General features: G+C 60.1%; 21 protein-coding genes. 16 read left to right on the plus strand and 5 right to left on the minus strand.

The window, feature by feature from the left end; translation table 11 throughout:
• Positions 1–10: 10 nt before the first annotated feature.
• The 3 genes from F7R06_RS18465 (at position 11) to F7R06_RS18475 (ending at position 2,633) form a co-directional block, all read left to right on the plus strand.
• On the plus strand, positions 11–781 hold the full coding sequence (locus F7R06_RS18465) for an IclR family transcriptional regulator (RefSeq protein ID WP_090317271.1): 771 nt from the start codon (positions 11–13) through the stop codon (positions 779–781).
• 102 nt (positions 782–883) lie between these two features.
• Positions 884–1,474: a YceI family protein gene (locus F7R06_RS18470; RefSeq protein WP_090317274.1), complete on the plus strand. Its 591-nt coding sequence runs from the start codon at positions 884–886 to the stop codon at positions 1,472–1,474.
• Between the two features lies 1 nt (position 1,475).
• The gene (locus tag F7R06_RS18475; RefSeq protein WP_090317277.1) at positions 1,476–2,633 is read left to right on the plus strand and encodes a phospholipase D-like domain-containing protein; all 1,158 of its coding nucleotides are present in this window, start codon (positions 1,476–1,478) and stop codon (positions 2,631–2,633) included.
• A gap of 132 nt (positions 2,634–2,765) precedes the next feature.
• On the opposite strand, the gene bglX is transcribed toward F7R06_RS18475, so the two are convergent.
• Positions 2,766–5,057 carry a beta-glucosidase BglX gene (bglX, locus tag F7R06_RS18480; RefSeq protein WP_090317280.1) on the minus strand — a complete coding sequence of 764 codons (2,292 nt, stop codon included), beginning with the start codon at positions 5,055–5,057 and terminating at the stop codon, positions 2,766–2,768.
• 263 nt (positions 5,058–5,320) lie between these two features.
• Between bglX and F7R06_RS18485 the strand changes: the two genes are divergently transcribed.
• The 6 genes from F7R06_RS18485 to F7R06_RS18510 all read left to right on the plus strand — a co-directional run bounded on the left by F7R06_RS18485 (position 5,321) and on the right by F7R06_RS18510 (position 8,438).
• Positions 5,321–5,926: a LemA family protein gene (locus tag F7R06_RS18485; protein WP_090318367.1), complete on the plus strand. Its 606-nt coding sequence runs from the start codon at positions 5,321–5,323 to the stop codon at positions 5,924–5,926.
• Between the two features lie 58 nt (positions 5,927–5,984).
• A complete protein-coding gene (locus F7R06_RS18490; RefSeq protein ID WP_090317282.1) occupies positions 5,985–6,737 on the plus strand; it encodes a TPM domain-containing protein in 753 nt (250 codons plus the stop codon).
• Positions 6,738–6,769: 32 nt separating this feature from the next.
• Complete coding sequence (locus tag F7R06_RS18495; RefSeq protein ID WP_090317285.1) at positions 6,770–7,387, plus strand: TPM domain-containing protein; 618 nt, start codon at positions 6,770–6,772, stop codon at positions 7,385–7,387.
• A gap of 133 nt (positions 7,388–7,520) precedes the next feature.
• Positions 7,521–7,817, plus strand: coding sequence for a helix-turn-helix domain-containing protein (locus F7R06_RS18500; protein ID WP_090317287.1), 297 nt, complete (start codon positions 7,521–7,523; stop codon positions 7,815–7,817).
• A complete protein-coding gene (locus F7R06_RS18505) occupies positions 7,804–8,160 on the plus strand; it encodes a putative holin (protein WP_090317290.1) in 357 nt (118 codons plus the stop codon). The genes F7R06_RS18500 and F7R06_RS18505 overlap by 14 nt, the downstream gene beginning before the upstream one ends.
• On the plus strand, positions 8,160–8,438 hold the full coding sequence (locus F7R06_RS18510; RefSeq protein WP_090318370.1) for a phage holin family protein: 279 nt from the start codon (positions 8,160–8,162) through the stop codon (positions 8,436–8,438). The genes F7R06_RS18505 and F7R06_RS18510 overlap by 1 nt, the downstream gene beginning before the upstream one ends.
• Positions 8,439–8,462: 24 nt before the next feature.
• Here F7R06_RS18510 and F7R06_RS18515 read toward each other — a convergent pair whose 3' ends face one another.
• The gene (locus F7R06_RS18515) at positions 8,463–8,888 is read right to left on the minus strand and encodes a helix-turn-helix domain-containing protein (RefSeq protein ID WP_090317294.1); all 426 of its coding nucleotides are present in this window, start codon (positions 8,886–8,888) and stop codon (positions 8,463–8,465) included.
• Positions 8,889–9,188: 300 nt separating this feature from the next.
• Here F7R06_RS18515 and F7R06_RS18520 point away from each other — a divergent pair, with 300 nt between their 5' ends.
• From F7R06_RS18520 to F7R06_RS18530, 3 genes are all read left to right on the plus strand, one after another.
• Complete coding sequence (locus F7R06_RS18520; RefSeq protein ID WP_090317297.1) at positions 9,189–9,467, plus strand: Ogr/Delta-like zinc finger protein; 279 nt, start codon at positions 9,189–9,191, stop codon at positions 9,465–9,467.
• Between the two features lie 2 nt (positions 9,468–9,469).
• Positions 9,470–9,832: a hypothetical protein gene (locus F7R06_RS18525; RefSeq protein ID WP_090317300.1), complete on the plus strand. Its 363-nt coding sequence runs from the start codon at positions 9,470–9,472 to the stop codon at positions 9,830–9,832.
• A 135-nt stretch (positions 9,833–9,967) separates the two neighbouring features.
• Positions 9,968–11,182, plus strand: coding sequence for a class I SAM-dependent methyltransferase (locus tag F7R06_RS18530; RefSeq protein WP_090317302.1), 1,215 nt, complete (start codon positions 9,968–9,970; stop codon positions 11,180–11,182).
• Positions 11,183–11,244: 62 nt separating this feature from the next.
• Here F7R06_RS18530 and F7R06_RS18535 read toward each other — a convergent pair whose 3' ends face one another.
• Positions 11,245–12,135, minus strand: coding sequence for a DMT family transporter (locus F7R06_RS18535; protein ID WP_090317304.1), 891 nt, complete (start codon positions 12,133–12,135; stop codon positions 11,245–11,247).
• Between the two features lie 211 nt (positions 12,136–12,346).
• Between F7R06_RS18535 and F7R06_RS18540 the strand changes: the two genes are divergently transcribed.
• The 3 genes from F7R06_RS18540 to F7R06_RS18550 all read left to right on the plus strand — a co-directional run bounded on the left by F7R06_RS18540 (position 12,347) and on the right by F7R06_RS18550 (position 13,705).
• On the plus strand, positions 12,347–12,928 hold the full coding sequence (locus tag F7R06_RS18540; protein ID WP_090317306.1) for a DJ-1/PfpI family protein: 582 nt from the start codon (positions 12,347–12,349) through the stop codon (positions 12,926–12,928).
• A gap of 14 nt (positions 12,929–12,942) precedes the next feature.
• Complete coding sequence (locus tag F7R06_RS18545) at positions 12,943–13,248, plus strand: ribbon-helix-helix domain-containing protein (RefSeq protein ID WP_090317308.1); 306 nt, start codon at positions 12,943–12,945, stop codon at positions 13,246–13,248.
• A gap of 112 nt (positions 13,249–13,360) precedes the next feature.
• A complete protein-coding gene (locus tag F7R06_RS18550) occupies positions 13,361–13,705 on the plus strand; it encodes a YegP family protein (RefSeq protein WP_090317310.1) in 345 nt (114 codons plus the stop codon).
• A 62-nt stretch (positions 13,706–13,767) separates the two neighbouring features.
• Here F7R06_RS18550 and F7R06_RS18555 read toward each other — a convergent pair whose 3' ends face one another.
• Complete coding sequence (locus F7R06_RS18555) at positions 13,768–14,787, minus strand: DUF4917 family protein (RefSeq protein ID WP_090317312.1); 1,020 nt, start codon at positions 14,785–14,787, stop codon at positions 13,768–13,770.
• 154 nt (positions 14,788–14,941) lie between these two features.
• Between F7R06_RS18555 and yiaY the strand changes: the two genes are divergently transcribed.
• Complete coding sequence (yiaY, locus tag F7R06_RS18560) at positions 14,942–16,090, plus strand: L-threonine dehydrogenase (RefSeq protein ID WP_090317314.1); 1,149 nt, start codon at positions 14,942–14,944, stop codon at positions 16,088–16,090.
• 61 nt (positions 16,091–16,151) lie between these two features.
• On the opposite strand, the gene F7R06_RS18565 is transcribed toward yiaY, so the two are convergent.
• Complete coding sequence (locus F7R06_RS18565) at positions 16,152–16,640, minus strand: DMT family transporter (RefSeq protein WP_090317316.1); 489 nt, start codon at positions 16,638–16,640, stop codon at positions 16,152–16,154.
• Between the last annotated feature and the right edge of the window lie 9 nt (positions 16,641–16,649).

Here is a 16,649-nt window from a genome sequence, read left to right on the forward strand (position 1 = left end):
GGTCGAACACATGGACAGCAAGACAGAAACCGGCAGCGTGCGTTCCGTCGAGCGCGCCCTGGCCATCGTCGAGTTGCTGGGCGAGCATCAGGCGCTGGGTCTGGAGGAGTTGCACTACCTTACCCGCCTGCCCAAGGCCACGGTCTCGCGCATGTTGCTGACGCTGCAGGAGCAAGGCTGGGTCTATCGCGGGCTGAGCGACCGGCGTTATCGCCTGTGCGCCAAGCGCCTGTTTGGCGACAGTCAGCAGCGCTTCAAGCGGCGCCTGGTGGAAAACGCCGCGCCACTGTTGCTGGAGTTGAGTGAACGTACCGGGCTGGTGGCGGACCTGTCGTGTTTCGACGGCGAACGTGTGGAAGTCATGGAAAGTGCGGTTCCCACGGTGCTGCGCAAGCGCTATCCGAACAACTGCCAGATCGTCGGCCAGCATGCCAGCCTGTTTCATTCGGCCATGGGCCGGGCTTGCCTCGCCGAGTTGCACAGCGCTGAAGTGGAGCGTCTGGCCGATCGTGAGCGGCTGACCGATGAAAACCTGTTCAGCGCCACGCAGCAGGCCTTGCATCAAGGCTTCGGCCAGCGCACCGAAGGTTATTGGGAATACCCGGTACGCCTGCCGTTCCTGATTCGCGCGGTGGCCTTGCCGATCCATAGCGACGGCCGCTTGGTCGGCAGCATGGCGTTGCACTGGCCGATGGATCAGGCGCCGGTGGAGCGGGTGCTGAGCCTGCACCTCAACAGCCTGGCGGCGACCATCGGCGATGTGCAGCAGGCGATGGCCTGAGTGGAACCTTTGGCGGTTTAACGACTCAAGGCAACACAAAGTTTGCAACCTGTGTCAGGCCGGTTAAGGTTCAGCACAGGTTTATTTGCCTCACGAGTCACTATGTTCAAGCGCTCCATCATCAAAACGCTCACCGTCCTGCTATTGGCCGGCGCTTCGCTGTCGGCCCGGGCCAATTGGTACCTGGACGGCGAATCGTCGCGACTGTCGTTTGTCAGCACCAAAAACGCCAATGTTTCCGAAGTGCAGCGCTTTCTGGTGTTGCACGGCAAGGTCGATCCCGAAGGGGTGGCGGAGGTGGAGGTCGAGCTTGAATCGATCAACAGCGGTATTCCGTTGCGCGACGAGCGCATGCGCAAGGAACTGTTCGAAATCGACAGGTTTCCCGAAGCGCTGATCACCACCCGGATCGATCTGCGTCCGATCAACGATCTGGCCCCCGGTGCGCAACTCGAGCTGCGCTTGCCGCTGACCGTCAATCTGCATGGCAAGCAACACACCTACACCACCGAGCTGCTGGCGACCCGTCTCGATGACCGGCGCTTTCAGGTGGTGACGCTCGAACCGGTGGTGATCAATGCCGAGGACTTCGACCTGGCACCCGGCCTGGAAGCGTTGCGCAAGCTCGCCGGGCTGTCGGCGATCAGCCTGTCGGTGCCCGTGGGTGCCGTGCTGATTTTCGCGGCGCGCTGACATGGCCGGCCCCGTCTTTCCCTGGCGTGAAGGCAACCACTTCGAACTGTTGATTGATGGCCCGCAGTTTTTCCCGCGCATGTTGGTGGCGATTGCCCGTGCCGAAGAGCAAGTCGAACTGGAGTTGTACCTGGTGGAGGCGGGTGCCTGCGCCGAGGCCATGGTTCAGGCGCTGGTCCAGGCTGCCGAGCGCGGCGTGCGGGTGCGTTGCCTGTTCGATGATTACGGCAGCCTGGCGTTCACCTTGCACCTGCGTCAGCGGCTGATGGCCGCCGGGGTCGAGCTGCGGTTCTACAATCGCCTGAGCTGGCGGCGCTGGGTCGGTAACTTCTACCGCGATCACCGCAAGCTGTTGCTGGTGGACCAGAGCCTGGCGGTGGTCGGCGGCACCGGTGTCACCGATGAGTTCTGGACACCGGGCAAGGACGTCAGCGACTGGCACGAGGTGATGGTGGAAATCACCGGGCCGCTGGTCCTGGACTGGCAGTTGCTGTTCGATCGGCAATGGATCGCCAACCGCCATCGCCGCGCCTGGAAACCCGCCTCGCATTTCGGCCTGCCGCGCCTGCCCCGTGTGCCACCCGTGGGCGAGGGCATGGGCCGGGTCGCCTATGCCGACGCCCGTCAGCATCGGGACATCCTGCATTCGCTGGTTCGTGCCTTGAACAGCGGACAAAAGCAAATCTGGCTCGCCACCCCCTACTTTCTACCGACCTGGAGGGTCCGGCGGTCATTGCGTCGGGCGGCCGGCCGCGGTGTCGATGTGCGACTGCTGCTGACCGGACCGCGCACCGATCACCCTTCCGTGCGCTATGCCGGGCATCGCTACTACCCGCGCCTGCTCAAGTCCGGGGTGAGGGTTTTCGAGTACCAGCCGTGCTTCCTGCATTTGAAAATGGTCCTGATCGATGACTGGGTGAGCATCGGCTCGTGCAATTTCGATCACTGGAATTTGCGTTTCAATCTGGAGGCCAACCTGGAAGCGCTCGACCCGGGATTGACCCGGGCGGTGACGGCGAGCTTCGAAAACGACTTCGCCCTGAGCCAGGAAGTCAGCCTGGAGTCATGGAAACGCCGACCGCTGTGGCGGCGGGTCAAGCAGAGGGTATGGGGATGGGTGGATCGGCTGGTGGTGAATCTGCTGGATCGGCGGGGATAGGCGCTACACCCTAAAACACTGTGGGAGCGAGCCTGCTCGCGATGGCGGCCCGACAGTCAACAGTGATGTTGAATGTTATGACCTCATCGCAAGCAAGCTCGCTCCCACAGGTACTTCATGCAGCTTTAAGAATTACAGCAGTTCAAAACTCTGCTGCGTCACGTCCTGGGAATCCAGGCCGATCTGCACGTTGAACTTGCCCGGTTCCGCCGCGTACTTGAGCTGGGTGTTGAAGAACTTCAGGTCGTCCTCGGTGATGGTGAAGTGCACGACTTTCTGTTCGCCGGCCTTGAGCATCACTTTCTGGAAGTTCTTCAGTTCCTTGATCGGGCGGATCATCGAACCGGCCACGTCCTGGATGTACAACTGCACCACGGTTTCGCCGTCACGCTTGCCGGTGTTCTTGACCGTGACGCTGGCGTCGAGCTTGCCGGTCTTGTTCAGCGTGGTCGACGACAGGGCCATGTCGCTCAGGCTGAAGTCGGTGTAGCTCAGGCCGTAGCCGAACGGGTACAGGGGACCCGTGGTGTCATCGAAGTACTGCGAGGTGTAGTTGCCCGGCTTGCCTGGCGTGAACGGCCGGCCAATGGTCAGGTGGTTGTAGTAGGTCGGGATCTGCCCCACCGAACGCGGGAAGGTGATCGGCAATTTGCCCGACGGGTTGTAGTCGCCGAACAGCACATCGGCAATGGCGTTGCCGCCTTCGGTGCCGCTGAACCAGGTTTCCAGAATTGCGTCAGCCTGTTCCTTCTCTTCAAGAATCGTCAGCGGACGGCCGTTCATCAACACCAGCACCAGCGGTTTGCCAGTGGCTTTCAAGGCACGGATCAGCTCGCGCTGGTTTTCCGGGATATTGATGTCGGTGCGGCTGGAGGATTCGTGGGACATGCCACGGGACTCACCCACGGCGGCCACCACCACGTCGGCATCCTTGGCGGCCTTGACCGCTTCGTCGATCAGCACATTGGCCGGGCGCGGGTCATTGACCACTTCCGGTGCATCGAAGTTGAGGAAGTTCAGGTAATCGAGGATTTTCTTGTCCTCGGTGATGTTGGCGCCACGGGCGTAGATCAGCGTTGCCTTGTCGGCGACGGCGGCGTTCATGCCGTCGAACAGGGTCACCGATTGCGCAGGTTTGCCGGCGGCGGCCCAGCTGCCCATCATGTCGATCGGCGCCTTGACCAGCGGACCGACCAGCGCGATTTTCGCGGTTTTCTTCAGCGGCAGGGTTTCGTTCTGGTTCTTCAACAACACCAGGCTACGGCGTGCCACATCGCGGGCTTCGGCGCGGTGCAGGCGGCTGTCGGCATAGGTGTCGGCCGGGTCGTCCTCGGCCTTGCCGATACGCAGGTACGGGTCCTTGAACAGGCCCATGTCGTACTTGGCGCCCAATACGGCACGCACGGCGTTGTCGATATCGCTTTGCTTGATCTCGCCAGACTTCAACAGCCCCGGCAGCTCTTTGCCATAGAGGGTGTCGTTCATGCTCATGTGGATGCCGGCCTTGATCGCCAGCTTCGCCGCTTCGCGACCGTCAGCGGCCACGCCGTGCTTGATCAGTTCGAAAATCGCGCCGTGGTCACTGACCGCCAGGCCCTTGAAGCCCCAGTCCTTGCGCAGCAGGTCGTTCATCAGCCAGGTGTTGGCGGTGGCCGGTACGCCGTTGATCGAGTTCAGCGCGACCATCACCCCGCCGGCGCCGGCATCGATCGCCGCGCGGTAGGGTGGCAGGTAGTCCTGGTACATCTTGACCGGACTCATGTCGACCACGTTGTAGTCGCGACCGCCCTCGACGGCGCCGTACAAGGCGAAGTGCTTGACGCTGGCCATGATGCTGTCGGCGGCGTTCGCGCCGGTGCCCTGGAACGCCTTGACCATCACGCCGGCAATTCGCGAAACCAGATAAGTGTCTTCGCCGAAACCTTCGGACGTACGACCCCAGCGCGGGTCGCGGGAGATGTCGACCATCGGGGCGAAGGTGATATCGAGGCTGTCAGCCGCGGCTTCCTTGGCGGCGATGCGCCCGGACAGGCCGATGGCGTCCATGTCCCAGCTCGAGGCCAGGGCCAGCGGGATCGGGAAAATGGTGCGGTGGCCGTGGATCACGTCATAGGCGAAGAACATCGGGATCTTCAGCCGGCTGCGCATCGCCGCGTCCTGCATCGGACGGTTTTCCGGGCGGGTGATCGAGTTGAACGTACCACCGATGTTGCCGGCTGCAATTTCCTTGCGGATCAGCTCCCGGGGCATTTCCGGGCCGATGCTGATCAGGCGCAACTGGCCGATCTTTTCATCGAGGGTCATTTGCTTCATCAGTTTGCTGATGAAGGCGTCCTTGTTCTCCAGAGGTGCGGGCGTCGTGGCGGCCAATACGTTATGACTGGCCAGGCTGACGAGCAGGCCCAGCAAACACAGCTTCTTCATGAATGTTTTTCTCAAGGGCCCAAACGGCGATGTACACGCCGGCCAGCCAAAATTTAGGGAGCGACTATTGTTGTTCGGGTGCAGACTCAAAACGGGCAGCCGCAAGACGACGATCGAATGCCGAAAGCGTTTTTGCGCAGGGCGTCTTTTTAGCCCATCGGCCCGTTGCAATCCAGAGGCGCGGGCGATTATGCCCCAAGAGCCGGCTCAGGAGGTTTCACGGTGGTTTATTTCATGAAGTGTACAAAGGGAGCATCATCCTGATGAATGTCAGTCCTACCTACCGTTCTCGCCTGCAGGTCGCCACCCTGCTGGTGCTGGCCACATTGCTGACCGCTTGCGGCATCAACAACATCCCGACCCTGGATGAACAGGCCAAGGCCGCCTGGGGTCAGGTGCAGAACCAGTATCAGCGCCGCGCCGACCTGATCCCCAATCTGGTGGAAACCGTCAAGGGCTACGCCAAGCATGAGGAAGCGACCCTGACCGCCGTGATCGAGGCCCGGGCCAAGGCCACGTCGATCCAGGTCGACGCCTCCACCCTGGACAACCCGGAAAAGCTCAAACAGTACCAACAGGCCCAGGATCAACTCAGTGGCGCCCTGAGCCGGTTGATGGTGGTGTCCGAGCGCTATCCGGACCTCAAGGCCAACCAGAACTTCCTGGCCCTGCAATCGCAACTCGAAGGCACCGAGAACCGCATCGCCGTCGCCCGGCGCGACTTCATTCTCGCGGTGCAGAAGTACAACACCGAAATCCGCACGTTCCCCGGTCGCCTGTGGCACAGCGTGCTGTACAGCAATCTGCCGATTCGCGAGACCTTCGAGGCCACGCCAGGTTCGGAGAAGGCGCCCGAGGTCAAGTTCTGAACACTGAAGGACCCGCCAGCATCACAAGGTGGGTGCGTCATCGCCCAAGAGGTTGCCCATGCGCATCTTGAAAATGGGCCTGGTGCTGTTGCTCTGGGCGTTGTCCCTGGCGGCCCAGGCGCAATTGAAGTTCCCCGAGCTGACCGGGCGGGTGGTGGATAACGCCCAGATGATCGAGCCGGCCGTGCGCGAGCAACTGACCCAGCAACTCCAGGCCCACGAAAAGGCCACCGGCGAGCAGTTGGTGGTGGTCACTCTGGCGAACTTGCAAGGCACCGACATCGCCGACTTCGGTTATCAACTGGGGCGTTATTGGGGCATCGGGCAGAAGGACAAGAACAACGGCGCGCTACTGATCGTCGCCCGTGACGAGCGCAAACTGCGCATTGAAGTCGGTTACGGCCTGGAAGATCGCCTGACCGATGCGCAGAGCTCGGTGATCATCAATCAGGTCATCACCCCGGCATTCAAGGCCGGCAACTTCAGCAAAGGCATCAGCGACGGGGTGGCGGCCATGTTGGTGGTGCTGGGTGGCAACGCCCTGGACGAGCCATCGACCGTTTATGACTCCAGAGGCGATCCGGGTGACGATTTCGTCTCGCGGCATCCGGGTGTCTTCGTGTTTTTGGTGCTGCTGTTCATCCTGACTGTTTTTGTCTGCCAGATGCTCGGTATCCTTCCCGCCGGCCGCGGTGGTTCGGGCGGCTCGGGAGGCGGTTTCGGCGGTGGAGGTTTTGGCGGCGGTGGAGGCGGTGGCTTCAGCGGCGGCGGGGGCAGTTTCGGGGGCGGTGGTTCGTCGGGCGGCTGGTGATAAAAACAATAGCGAACAGGCATCTTCAAGACATGGCATTACTCACTGAACACGAACAACGCAAAGTGGCCGAAGCCATTGCCCGGGTCGAGCGCGACACCGACGCGGAGCTGGTGACCGTGCTCGCGGCCCGCGCCGACGACTATGCATACATCCCGCTGCTCTGGGCCAGTCTGCTGGCGCTGGTGGTGCCGGGTATCGTGCATTACCTGACAGGGTGGTTGACCCTGCACAGCCTGCTGCTGGTGCAATGGATCAGTTTCATCGTCCTGTGTCTGGTGTTCCGCCTGCCGAAAATCACCACCCACCTCATTCCGCGCGCGATGCGGCACTGGCGTGCTTCCAACCTGGCGCGGCGGCAGTTCCTGGAGCAAAACCTGCATCACACGGTGGGCCGCACGGGCATGCTGATTTTCGTCTGTGAAGCCGAGCGTTATGTGGAAATCCTGGTGGATGAAGGCATTTCCAGTCGGCTGGACAACAAAAACTGGGACGCGATTGTCGCGACGTTCACCCGGCAGGTACGCCAGGGGCAGACGTTGCAGGGGTTCGTCAGCTGCATCGAAGCATGCGGCGAGTTGCTCAAGGTGCATGTACCGGTCACCCATGTGCGCAATGAGTTGCCGAATCGCCTGGTGATACTGGGCTAGGCCTTTTGATCGGGAACTTTTGTAGCGCTCCCAGGGACAATGCCCGTTGATTGTGCGGGTTCCGGCTTGTCTTCAACATCTCTCTCCAATAGCGAACGCCCTGCGACAGGCGTTCTGATGAGAGAGAGTTCTTATGTCTATGCATCAAACACTCGACTCTTTGGCTGGTGCCTGCGGCGGCGCACATTCCCTGCCGGTGCAACTGACGGCCAAAGAGACGCAAACCCTAATGTGGTGCTTCAAAGGTAAAACTTCGTGGGAAATCGCCAGGATTCAGAATTGTTCGGAATCCACGGTCAACTTCCACTTCTCCAATATTCGCCGCAAGTTTGCGGTCAGGTCTCGCAGTGCCGCCCTGCTCAAAGCCATTGAGTCCGGTGCCATCCGCGTGAGTGAGGTTGAATCGCGAGGCGCCCATGAGCCTGACTGACTCGGCCTACAACAGTGTGGGTGGACTCCTGTTGGGCTTGGGCATCGCGACATTGCCCGTGATCGACGGCGAGGTGTTGTTCGGCGCATCGCTCGGGGCGTGGCTGGTAACCACGACGCGTGCCAACTTCAAGGCCTGGCAACGCATCGGCTCCTGGATGCTGTCGGCGGGCGTCGGTTATCTCTTCACGCCCGTGGCCCTTCCGTTGATCCCTTTCCTGACGGCGGGCGTGACGGCATTTCTGTGTGCGCTGGTCGTCATTCCCATCAGTATCAAGCTCATGCAGTGGATTGACGGTGCCGCCCTGGGTGAAATCGTTCGGCATTTGAGAGGGCGAGGATGATGAGTGATGACGCCGTTGTACTTGTCTTCATTACCGGTATTGCTCATTTGTTGAGTGCATTCAGGCTGGCCTGTTATCAGCGTGATGAGGTGCGACACCGTTGGCGTGACGGACTGTTGACCAGCCTGTGTGGCGGGCTGTTTTGCGTGGCCGGGATGGATGTACTTATAGCCTCTGTACCGGTGAGTCCATGGCATTCAGTCGTGAGCGTGCTGTTATGCGTACTGATAGTACGAAATGAAGGAAATATCATTGTGCTATGGCGCGCCTTGAAGTAAACGCTCTTCGGGCTATATATGACTTCATGTTTCTTTCGACTGTTGAAGTGTCGCAAGAATGGCGGCCATTTCCGATAGTTGAAGTTCCATGTCTCGCAGGCGTCGCTTTTCCTCCAGTGCATGTTGAATGGCGCGGCGATCCTCTTCATTGAGTAAACGCCACAACGCGAGAATTGTATTTTCTCGCGTCGCATTGTCCTGATTTTCCTCGGCTGACTGCGCAGGAGCAGACCGTAATACCGGCCCTTCACCGAGCAGTAACCAGTCAAGAGAGATGCCACGCGCTTGTGCGATATCTACGCATAATGAGTACGGTGTGCTGTCGCGACCTTTCCAGCTGCTGAGGGTTTGCGGACTGATCTTTAGCGCGGAGGATAGTGATGCATCGCTTGTAGTACCGGTGATTTGCTTTAAGCGCGTCAGAACAGCTTGTGATTTTTTGCTACGCAATTTGAGCCTCTTCCTTTTGACATATGCTTTTTGAGTGCCTAATTTATGCGTAATGAGTACGTTTTTTCTTGTGAGTAATCAATCGTCAACTATGAATCAGAAGAATACGATGTCGAAACTTCCTAATGGTAGCAAGGTGATTTCCTACGGGTTTAGTTCTTACCCAAGACGCTTCTGCCCATTGCACTTCCTTTTGTCCGGCAGGCGCCATTCGCAAGGGCGGATCTTGGCGAGCAATGCTTCCAGCAGTATTGCGTTTGACAATGTCGATTACCACCAGACGACCATCGGGAAGCAGGCATGAGCACTTACAAAATGGTGTGTCCGCACTGCTTGAACCGGATGCGCATTCGAACCAGCGAGGGCCGTCATATTTTTCTGCGGGTCGCCTATTTGCAATGTACGTCGGAAGCTTGCGGCTGGTCGGTTCGCGCCGAGTTCGAAATGACCCATGAACTTTCCCCCAGTGGAATGCCCAACCCGGCGGTTCGTTTACCTTGCGCCGGGCCGGACTTGCGCCGTGCCGCCCGCCCTGTTGCGGTCAGCGATGCTTCGACGGACCTGCAACAGGAGTCGTGAACATGAACGAAGTCGATGAAAACCCAGAATTGAATGAGGATCTGCTGGCGATGGCCCGGGCTTTTCTGGTTCGTCATGAAAGCGAAGGATTGCTTGATGACCAGGTGTTGTTCTGTCGTGCCGTCAAGCATTTGCAAAGTGTCGATGTGCCCATGCACGTGGCGGAAAGACTGGTCAGCCATGCCTATGGGGAGCTCAAGTCGAGCCATGATCGTCGGCGTCTGGACATCGCCGCGAGCTCTGAAACCGTCGCCGTGGTGACTGACCCGCTCAACGGTCTTACCTGGGCGGTACCGGTCGGGTTGATCGTCAAATACGTGATCAACTCGCCGAGTAACCGCAGGCTGCGACTGGTTGAGCCGTGATGCTTTAAAGGCGTTAATTCAGGTCTTGGGTGGCGTGACCAAGACCTGCCACAAAATAACCCCGTGCCCAAAACCCTCGGCCCCCCTAAAATACCCGGCATTCTCCCGATTCGTATTGCCCGAGGCCGTTTTTCCATGTCTGTCACCGCCACTCCCGCCAGCCTCGCGCCGGATCAACACGCGCAGTTCATCGAGCTGCTGCAATCGAGCCTCGATCACAATGCCTTCATCAAACTGGTGCTGGCCAAATACGTCGGCGAAGAAGCGGAGCTGCAGCGGGTCATCATCAAGCCGGTGACCGTCAAGTCGCAGCCGTGCCTGTCCTTCGTCTATCGCTACAAAACCCGCGACATCACCAAGAACCTGCCGCTGGCCGAAGGTGTCGCAAGCGTTGCCGAGCTGCTCCCCGCGTCGTTCAAAAATGCACATTTACTGTCGCTGACCGATGAAGCCCAGCTCGAATACAGCAAAAAGGGCAAGTCTTCGCTGTTCAGGAGCAAACCCCAGCAACTGCGTGAAGTGCCGTCCGCCGAGCACAACCGTGAGAAAAACCGCTTCCTTGACTTGAGCCGACCGTTTCTCGCCGACCTTGGCGTGACCAACAAGCAGCATGAGCTGATTCCTGCGATGTCGCGCAAATGGAAGCAGATCAACAAGTTCATCGAAGTGTTCAGCCATGCCCTGACCTCGTCTCCCTTGGCGCTGGACAAGCCGGTGCGTGTGGCGGACTTCGGTTCGGGCAAGGGTTACCTGACCTTTGCCATTCACGATTACCTGCGCAATACCTTGAACGCTGAAGGCGAAGTGACGGGCGTCGAGTTGCGCGAGGACATGGTCACCCTCTGCAATGCCGCAGCGGCCAGGCTCGAGCATCCGGGGCTGGTCTTCAAATGTGGTGACGTGCGTAGCGTGGCGCCGAGCGAACTGGAGGTGATGATCGCGCTGCATGCCTGCGACATCGCCACCGACTACGCGATTCACACCGGCATCCGTTCCGGCGCGTCGATCATCATGTGCTCGCCGTGCTGCCACAAACAGATTCGCCTGCAAATCCAGAGCCCGGCATTGCTCAAGCCGATGCTGCAATACGGCTTGCACCTGGGCCAGCAGGCAGAGATGGTGACCGACAGTCTGCGTGCACTGTTCCTCGAAGCCTGTGGTTACGAGACCAAGGTGTTCGAGTTCATCTCACTGGACCATACCAACAAGAACAAGATGATCCTGGCGGTCAAACGCGCCGAGCCGGTGGACCCGGCCCAACTGTTGGTGAAGATCCAGGAGCTGAAGGATTTCTATCACATCAGTGAGCATTGCCTGGAAACGCTGCTACGGGCCGACGGTTACCTGTGATCCGCTTGCTGGCGATGGCGATCCTGAGGACGCCATCGCCAGCAAGCTGGCTCCCACAGGATTTATGCGGTGGCAATTCGCGCGGGTTTGATGGCGGTCTTGCGTCCCAGCATCACCGTCACGATCACCCCGGCGGCAAACAGCCAGGTGATCGGCTCGACGTGTTCGCCGAAGAACAACGCCGAGAAGGCGATGGTGAAGAAGATCTGCAGCAACTGGATCTGGCTGACCCGCGCAATACCGCCCATGGCCAGCCCGGCGTACCAGGCAAAGAACCCGATGAACTGCGAAAACAGTGAGACATAACCGAAAGCCCACCAGGTTTTCGCCGAAATCTCGCCTTGATGTTGCAGCGCCAGATACACCACCGGCCCGATCAGCACGGGCGTCGACAGCACCAGCGCCCAGCAGATCACCTGCCAGCCGCCCATTTCCTTGGCCAGGCGACCGCCTTCGGCATACCCCAGGCCGCCCACGGCAATCGCTCCGAGCATCAACAAATCGCCGGCCTGAATGCTGCCGGCACCGCTGATCAGCGCATACCCGAGCACCAGCGCACTGCCCAGTGCGGCGCAGGCCCAGAACGCTTTCGACGGACGTTCATGGGACAACCATGCGGCGTACAGCGCCACGCACAGGGGCTGCAGGCCATTGACCAGGGCGCCATGGGACGCCGGCAAGGTTTGCATGGCCCAGGCCGACAGCACCGGGAAACCCAGAATCACCCCGGCAATCACCAGGGTCAGGCCCTTGACCTGCTTCCAGGTCGGCCATTTTTCACGACGCCAGAGCAACAGCAGTGCCGCGGGAATCGCCGCGAACAGGGCCCGGCCCAAGCCGTTGAGCAGTGGATGGAGTTCCTGCACGACGATTCGCGTGAAGGGCAGGGTGAGGCTGAAGATCACAACGCCGAGCAGGCCCAGGGCCATGCCGGTGTTTTCGCGGGAGGACATGATGGCAACCAGAATCGAGGGTGATGAGAGATGCCTTCATCTAGCCATAAATGCCGGGTTTGGCGCTGTTACAGCTAGGTGCAGAGTTATCCGTACAGTTTGAGGACGCCTTCGCAGTCCATCAGGTAGTAGCTGGTTATTACCCGACCCGCCGGATAAGGACTACCTTGAATACTCCTGCCTGCCTACGTTTTCCAGAGGAGTCCTCCCCATGGCCGCTAAAAAAATTCTGATGCTGGTCGGCGATTACGTCGAAGACTATGAAGTGATGGTGCCGTTCCAGGCGCTGCTGATGGTCGGTCACACGGTACACGCGGTGTGCCCGGACAAAACCGCCGGCCAGACTGTGCGCACCGCGATCCATGACTTCGAAGGCGACCAGACCTACAGCGAAAAACCCGGTCACCTGTTTGCCCTGAACTTCGACTTCGCCAAGGTCGCGGCAGCGGACTACGACGCGCTGCTGATCCCTGGCGGTCGTGCACCGGAATATCTGCGGCTGAACGAAAAAGTCCTGGAGCTGGTACGGGATTTCGACAAGGCCGGCAAACCGATTGCCGCTGTGTGCCACGGTGCGCAGTTGCTGGCGGCGGCAGGAATTCTCGAAGGCCGCGAGTGCAGCGCTTACCCGGCCTGCGCGCCGGAAGTGCGCCTGGCTGGCGGTACCTATATCGATATCCCGGTGACGGACGGCCACGTTCAAGGCAATCTGGCCACCGCGCCGGCCTGGCCTGCCCATCCGAAGTGGCTGGCGGGTTTCCTCGGCTTGCTGGGCACCAAAATCACGCTGTAACGAGGAACGTCACCATGTGCGAGCTCTACGTCAAAGCTGACCCGATCCTCTACGAATCGCGCTCCCGCTCGCTGCGCATCTGCGGGGTGGTCACCACGCTGCGACTGGAGAATCAGTTCTGGGACATCCTCAGCGAAATCGCCGAGGTCGACGGCATGACCACCAATCAGTTGATCGCCAAGCTGTATGAAGAGGTGATGGACTACCGCGGCGAGGTGGTGAATTTCGCCTCGTTCCTGCGGGTGAGTTGCACGCGGTATTTGAGTCAGCGGCGAGTGGCTGCTCCGGAGTTGTCGGTGGTGCGAACGGCGGTGAAATAGATAGGCGTGCATCGATCCTGCCGGCCCCTCGCGGGCCGGTACAGGCGACAAACGACCTGGCCTGATCTTTACTCTGAAGCGCGCAACCTCTCAATCGCCCAGGAGAAAGAGCATGTCCGGATGGTACGAAGTGAGCAAAAGCATCAGCGGCCAATTCAGGTTTGTGCTGAAGGCGGCCAATGCCGAAACCATTCTGACCAGCGAGCACTACACCACGCGCGCCGCGGCCGATAAAGGCATCGCGGCGGTGCAGGCCAACAGCCCGCTGGGTGAGCGCTACGAGAAGAAAACCACCAGGGATGGCCACCCTTATTTCAACCTCAAGGCCGCTAATCACGAGATTATCGGCAGCAGTGAAGCTTATTCGTCCGCCATCGCTCTGGAAAAAGGCATCGCCAGCGTCAAGGCCAACGGGCCGACCAAGGTGATCAAGGACAAGACATTGCCGGTGCTTTGAGGCAATTGTGGGAGCAAGCTCGCTCCCACATCGGTTTCGGGAAGACGCCAGATCCAGCTGCACTAAACCTCGACCGGCACCGCCAGCTTCGGGCTACCCAGTGCATGGGTCTTGGAATCAAAAAAACGCAACTCAACACCCGTCCCCTCGAACACCTTCGCGTAATAGCGCTTCTGATGCTGGATAAACGCCTTGCTGCGCGGATAGATCGAAATCGCCACCACCTGCGGTTTCGCCTGACGCAAGGCGTGCACGACATGACTGTCCTGTTCGCCCAGTGCATGACCAAAAATGCACAAGCCTTCGCCATGCTCCAGCAGCTGGTCGTAGCAGAACGACAAATAATCCGAGCTGCGAATGGTCTTGAGCTTGTCCGCGCTCGGGCCTTCGTTGACGAACAGCGGCACGTCGTCGAGGGTCTTGATCGTGTTGTTGATCGCGAAATTACCCAGCAATGTGCCCTCGGTCGACATCAGCTTGCGCGCCGTGCCGTCCTGATTGCGTACCAGATGCAAACCGCCGTGCAGGTACAGCAAGCGGGTTTTGTCCGTGGCGGTGGCGCTGAGGTCGAAGCCGGGCTCGTCGCCCTGGAACAGATCGGTGATCGCCTGCGGCGAGTGCTGGATCGCCCAGTAATTGAGCAGGTCGTAGTTGGTGGTGAATACCGTGCGGTAGCTGGTCAGTTCCTGATTGATCGACGCCAGGGTCGAAGCCTGGACCAGACGCCACGGGATATGCACCGCGTGCACGGTGTTGATCAAGGCTTCCTTGATCGCGTAGTAACGATTGCGCGGGGCGGCGGAGCTGACGGCCAGGGCCTTGTTGACCCGGCTGGTGGTTTTCAGCGCGCCGAGCACTTGTTCGAAACTGCGCGTTTGCAGCGCATCGAACACACTCAATTCCGATTGGCTCAGGGGCTTTTCTTCGACGGTGCGGGCGTTCTCGAACAGCGAGTCGTAGCCGAAATCGTCCCACACGGCGCGGCTGGCGCCGTTGCCCACCAGCAAGCCGGCGAACGCGGCGCTTGAGCGCAAGGCGTTCCAGTCTTCAAGTTGGGCGTCGACATCCTGTAAATCGGTCATTGCGTTTGTCGTCTCGAAGCAAAAGGTCTGATGGGCGGCGACTTTATCACGACCAGACGTTGAGCCAGATCAACATGCGGCGTTGGCGACGGGTCGATCCTGAGCATTCAGTGGATCGGCGCTGCCGGTCTGAAGTTCGCCAGGAGACTCGTGCATGAGTAGTACGTTTTTTATCCCCGCTGTGAACATCATGGGCATCGGTTGCCTGGACGAAGCCATGGACGCCATCCGCCAATACGGTTTTCGCAAGGCGTTCATCGTCACCGACGCCGGACTGGCCAAGGCCGGCGTGGCAAGCATGGTTGCCGGGAAGCTGGCGCTGCAGGACATCGACTCGGTGATTTTCGACGGTGCCAAGCCCAACCCCAGCGTCGCCAACGTCGAGCATGGCCTGGGTCTGCTCAAGGAGACCCGCTGTGACTTCGTGGTGTCCCTGGGCGGTGGCTCGCCCCACGACTGCGCCAAGGGGATTGCCTTGTGCGCGACCAATGGCGGGCAAATTCGCGACTACGAAGGCGTCGATCGATCCACTAAACCGCAACTGCCGTTGATTGCCATCAACACCACTGCCGGCACGGCCAGCGAGATGACCCGGTTCTGCATCATCACCGACGAGTCGCGGCACGTGAAAATGGCCATTGTCGATCGCAACGTCACGCCGCTGCTGTCGGTCAACGATCCGGAGCTGATGACCGCCATGCCCAAGGGCCTGACGGCCGCCACCGGCATGGATGCCCTGACCCACGCCATCGAAGCCTACGTGTCCACCGCGGCCACCCCGATCACCGATGCCTGCGCCCTCAAGGCCATCACCCTGATCAGCGATAACCTGCGCTGGGTGGTACAGGACGGGGAAGACCTCGGGGCGCGGGAGAATATGGCGTACGCGCAGTTTCTGGCGGGCATGGCGTTCAACAATGCGTCCCTGGGCTTCGTGCATGCCATGGCCCACCAGTTGGGTGGCTTCTACGATTTGCCCCATGGTGTGTGCAACGCAGTGCTGTTGCCCCACGTGCAAAGCTTCAATGCCCAGGTCTGCGCGGTGCGCCTGACCGACGTGGCCCATGCCATGGGCGCCGACATTCGCGGATTCAGCCCGGAAGAGGGCGCCCAGGCAGCCATCGACGCCATCCGCCGCCTTGCCCGCGATGTGGACATCCCCGCCGGTTTGCGTGAACTTGGCGTGCGCCTCAACGACATCCCGACCCTGGCCAGCAACGCCCTGAAAGATGCATGCGGCGTGACCAACCCCCGGGCAGCGGATCAGCGGCAGATCGAGGAAATTTTCCGCAGCGCGTTCTAGACGTTTTGACGGCCGGGCGCGAGCATCGCGCCCAAGGCCAGTATGACCGGGTGGCCTCCCTTTAGCCCACGGTCGCCAGTGCCTTGTCATGAGCCCCACTGAACTGAATCAGTATCACACCCGCAATCAGCATCACGACGCCCAACACCCGTGGCAAGCTCACCTGCCGCTGCACCAACCCGAACCACCCAAAGTGATCCAGCACCAATGACGCGACCACTTGCCCGGCCAGCGCCAAGGCCATGAACCCAGAGGCCCCGAGCTTGGGCAGCAGTACCAGGGCCAGGGAAATGAAGCAGACTCCGAATGCGCCACCCGCCCACATCCAGAGTGGCGCTCTGCTGATGAACGCCATTGAAGGCAACGGCACGCGCAGCGCCAGCATGATCGGCAACAGCACCAGGATACTCACCAGCAACGAGGCCAATGTGGCCCACAACGGATGCCCCAGGCCTCGTCCAAGGTTAGCGTTGATCGCACTCTGAAAAGGCACCACCGCCCCGGCAATCACGGCCAGCAACAACAGGCCGACCCCATGCAACGTACTCATGTTCATTCT

Origin of the sequence: Pseudomonas moorei (assembly GCF_008801475.1) — a bacterium.
Taxonomy (GTDB): Bacteria; Pseudomonadota; Gammaproteobacteria; order Pseudomonadales; family Pseudomonadaceae; genus Aquipseudomonas; species Aquipseudomonas moorei.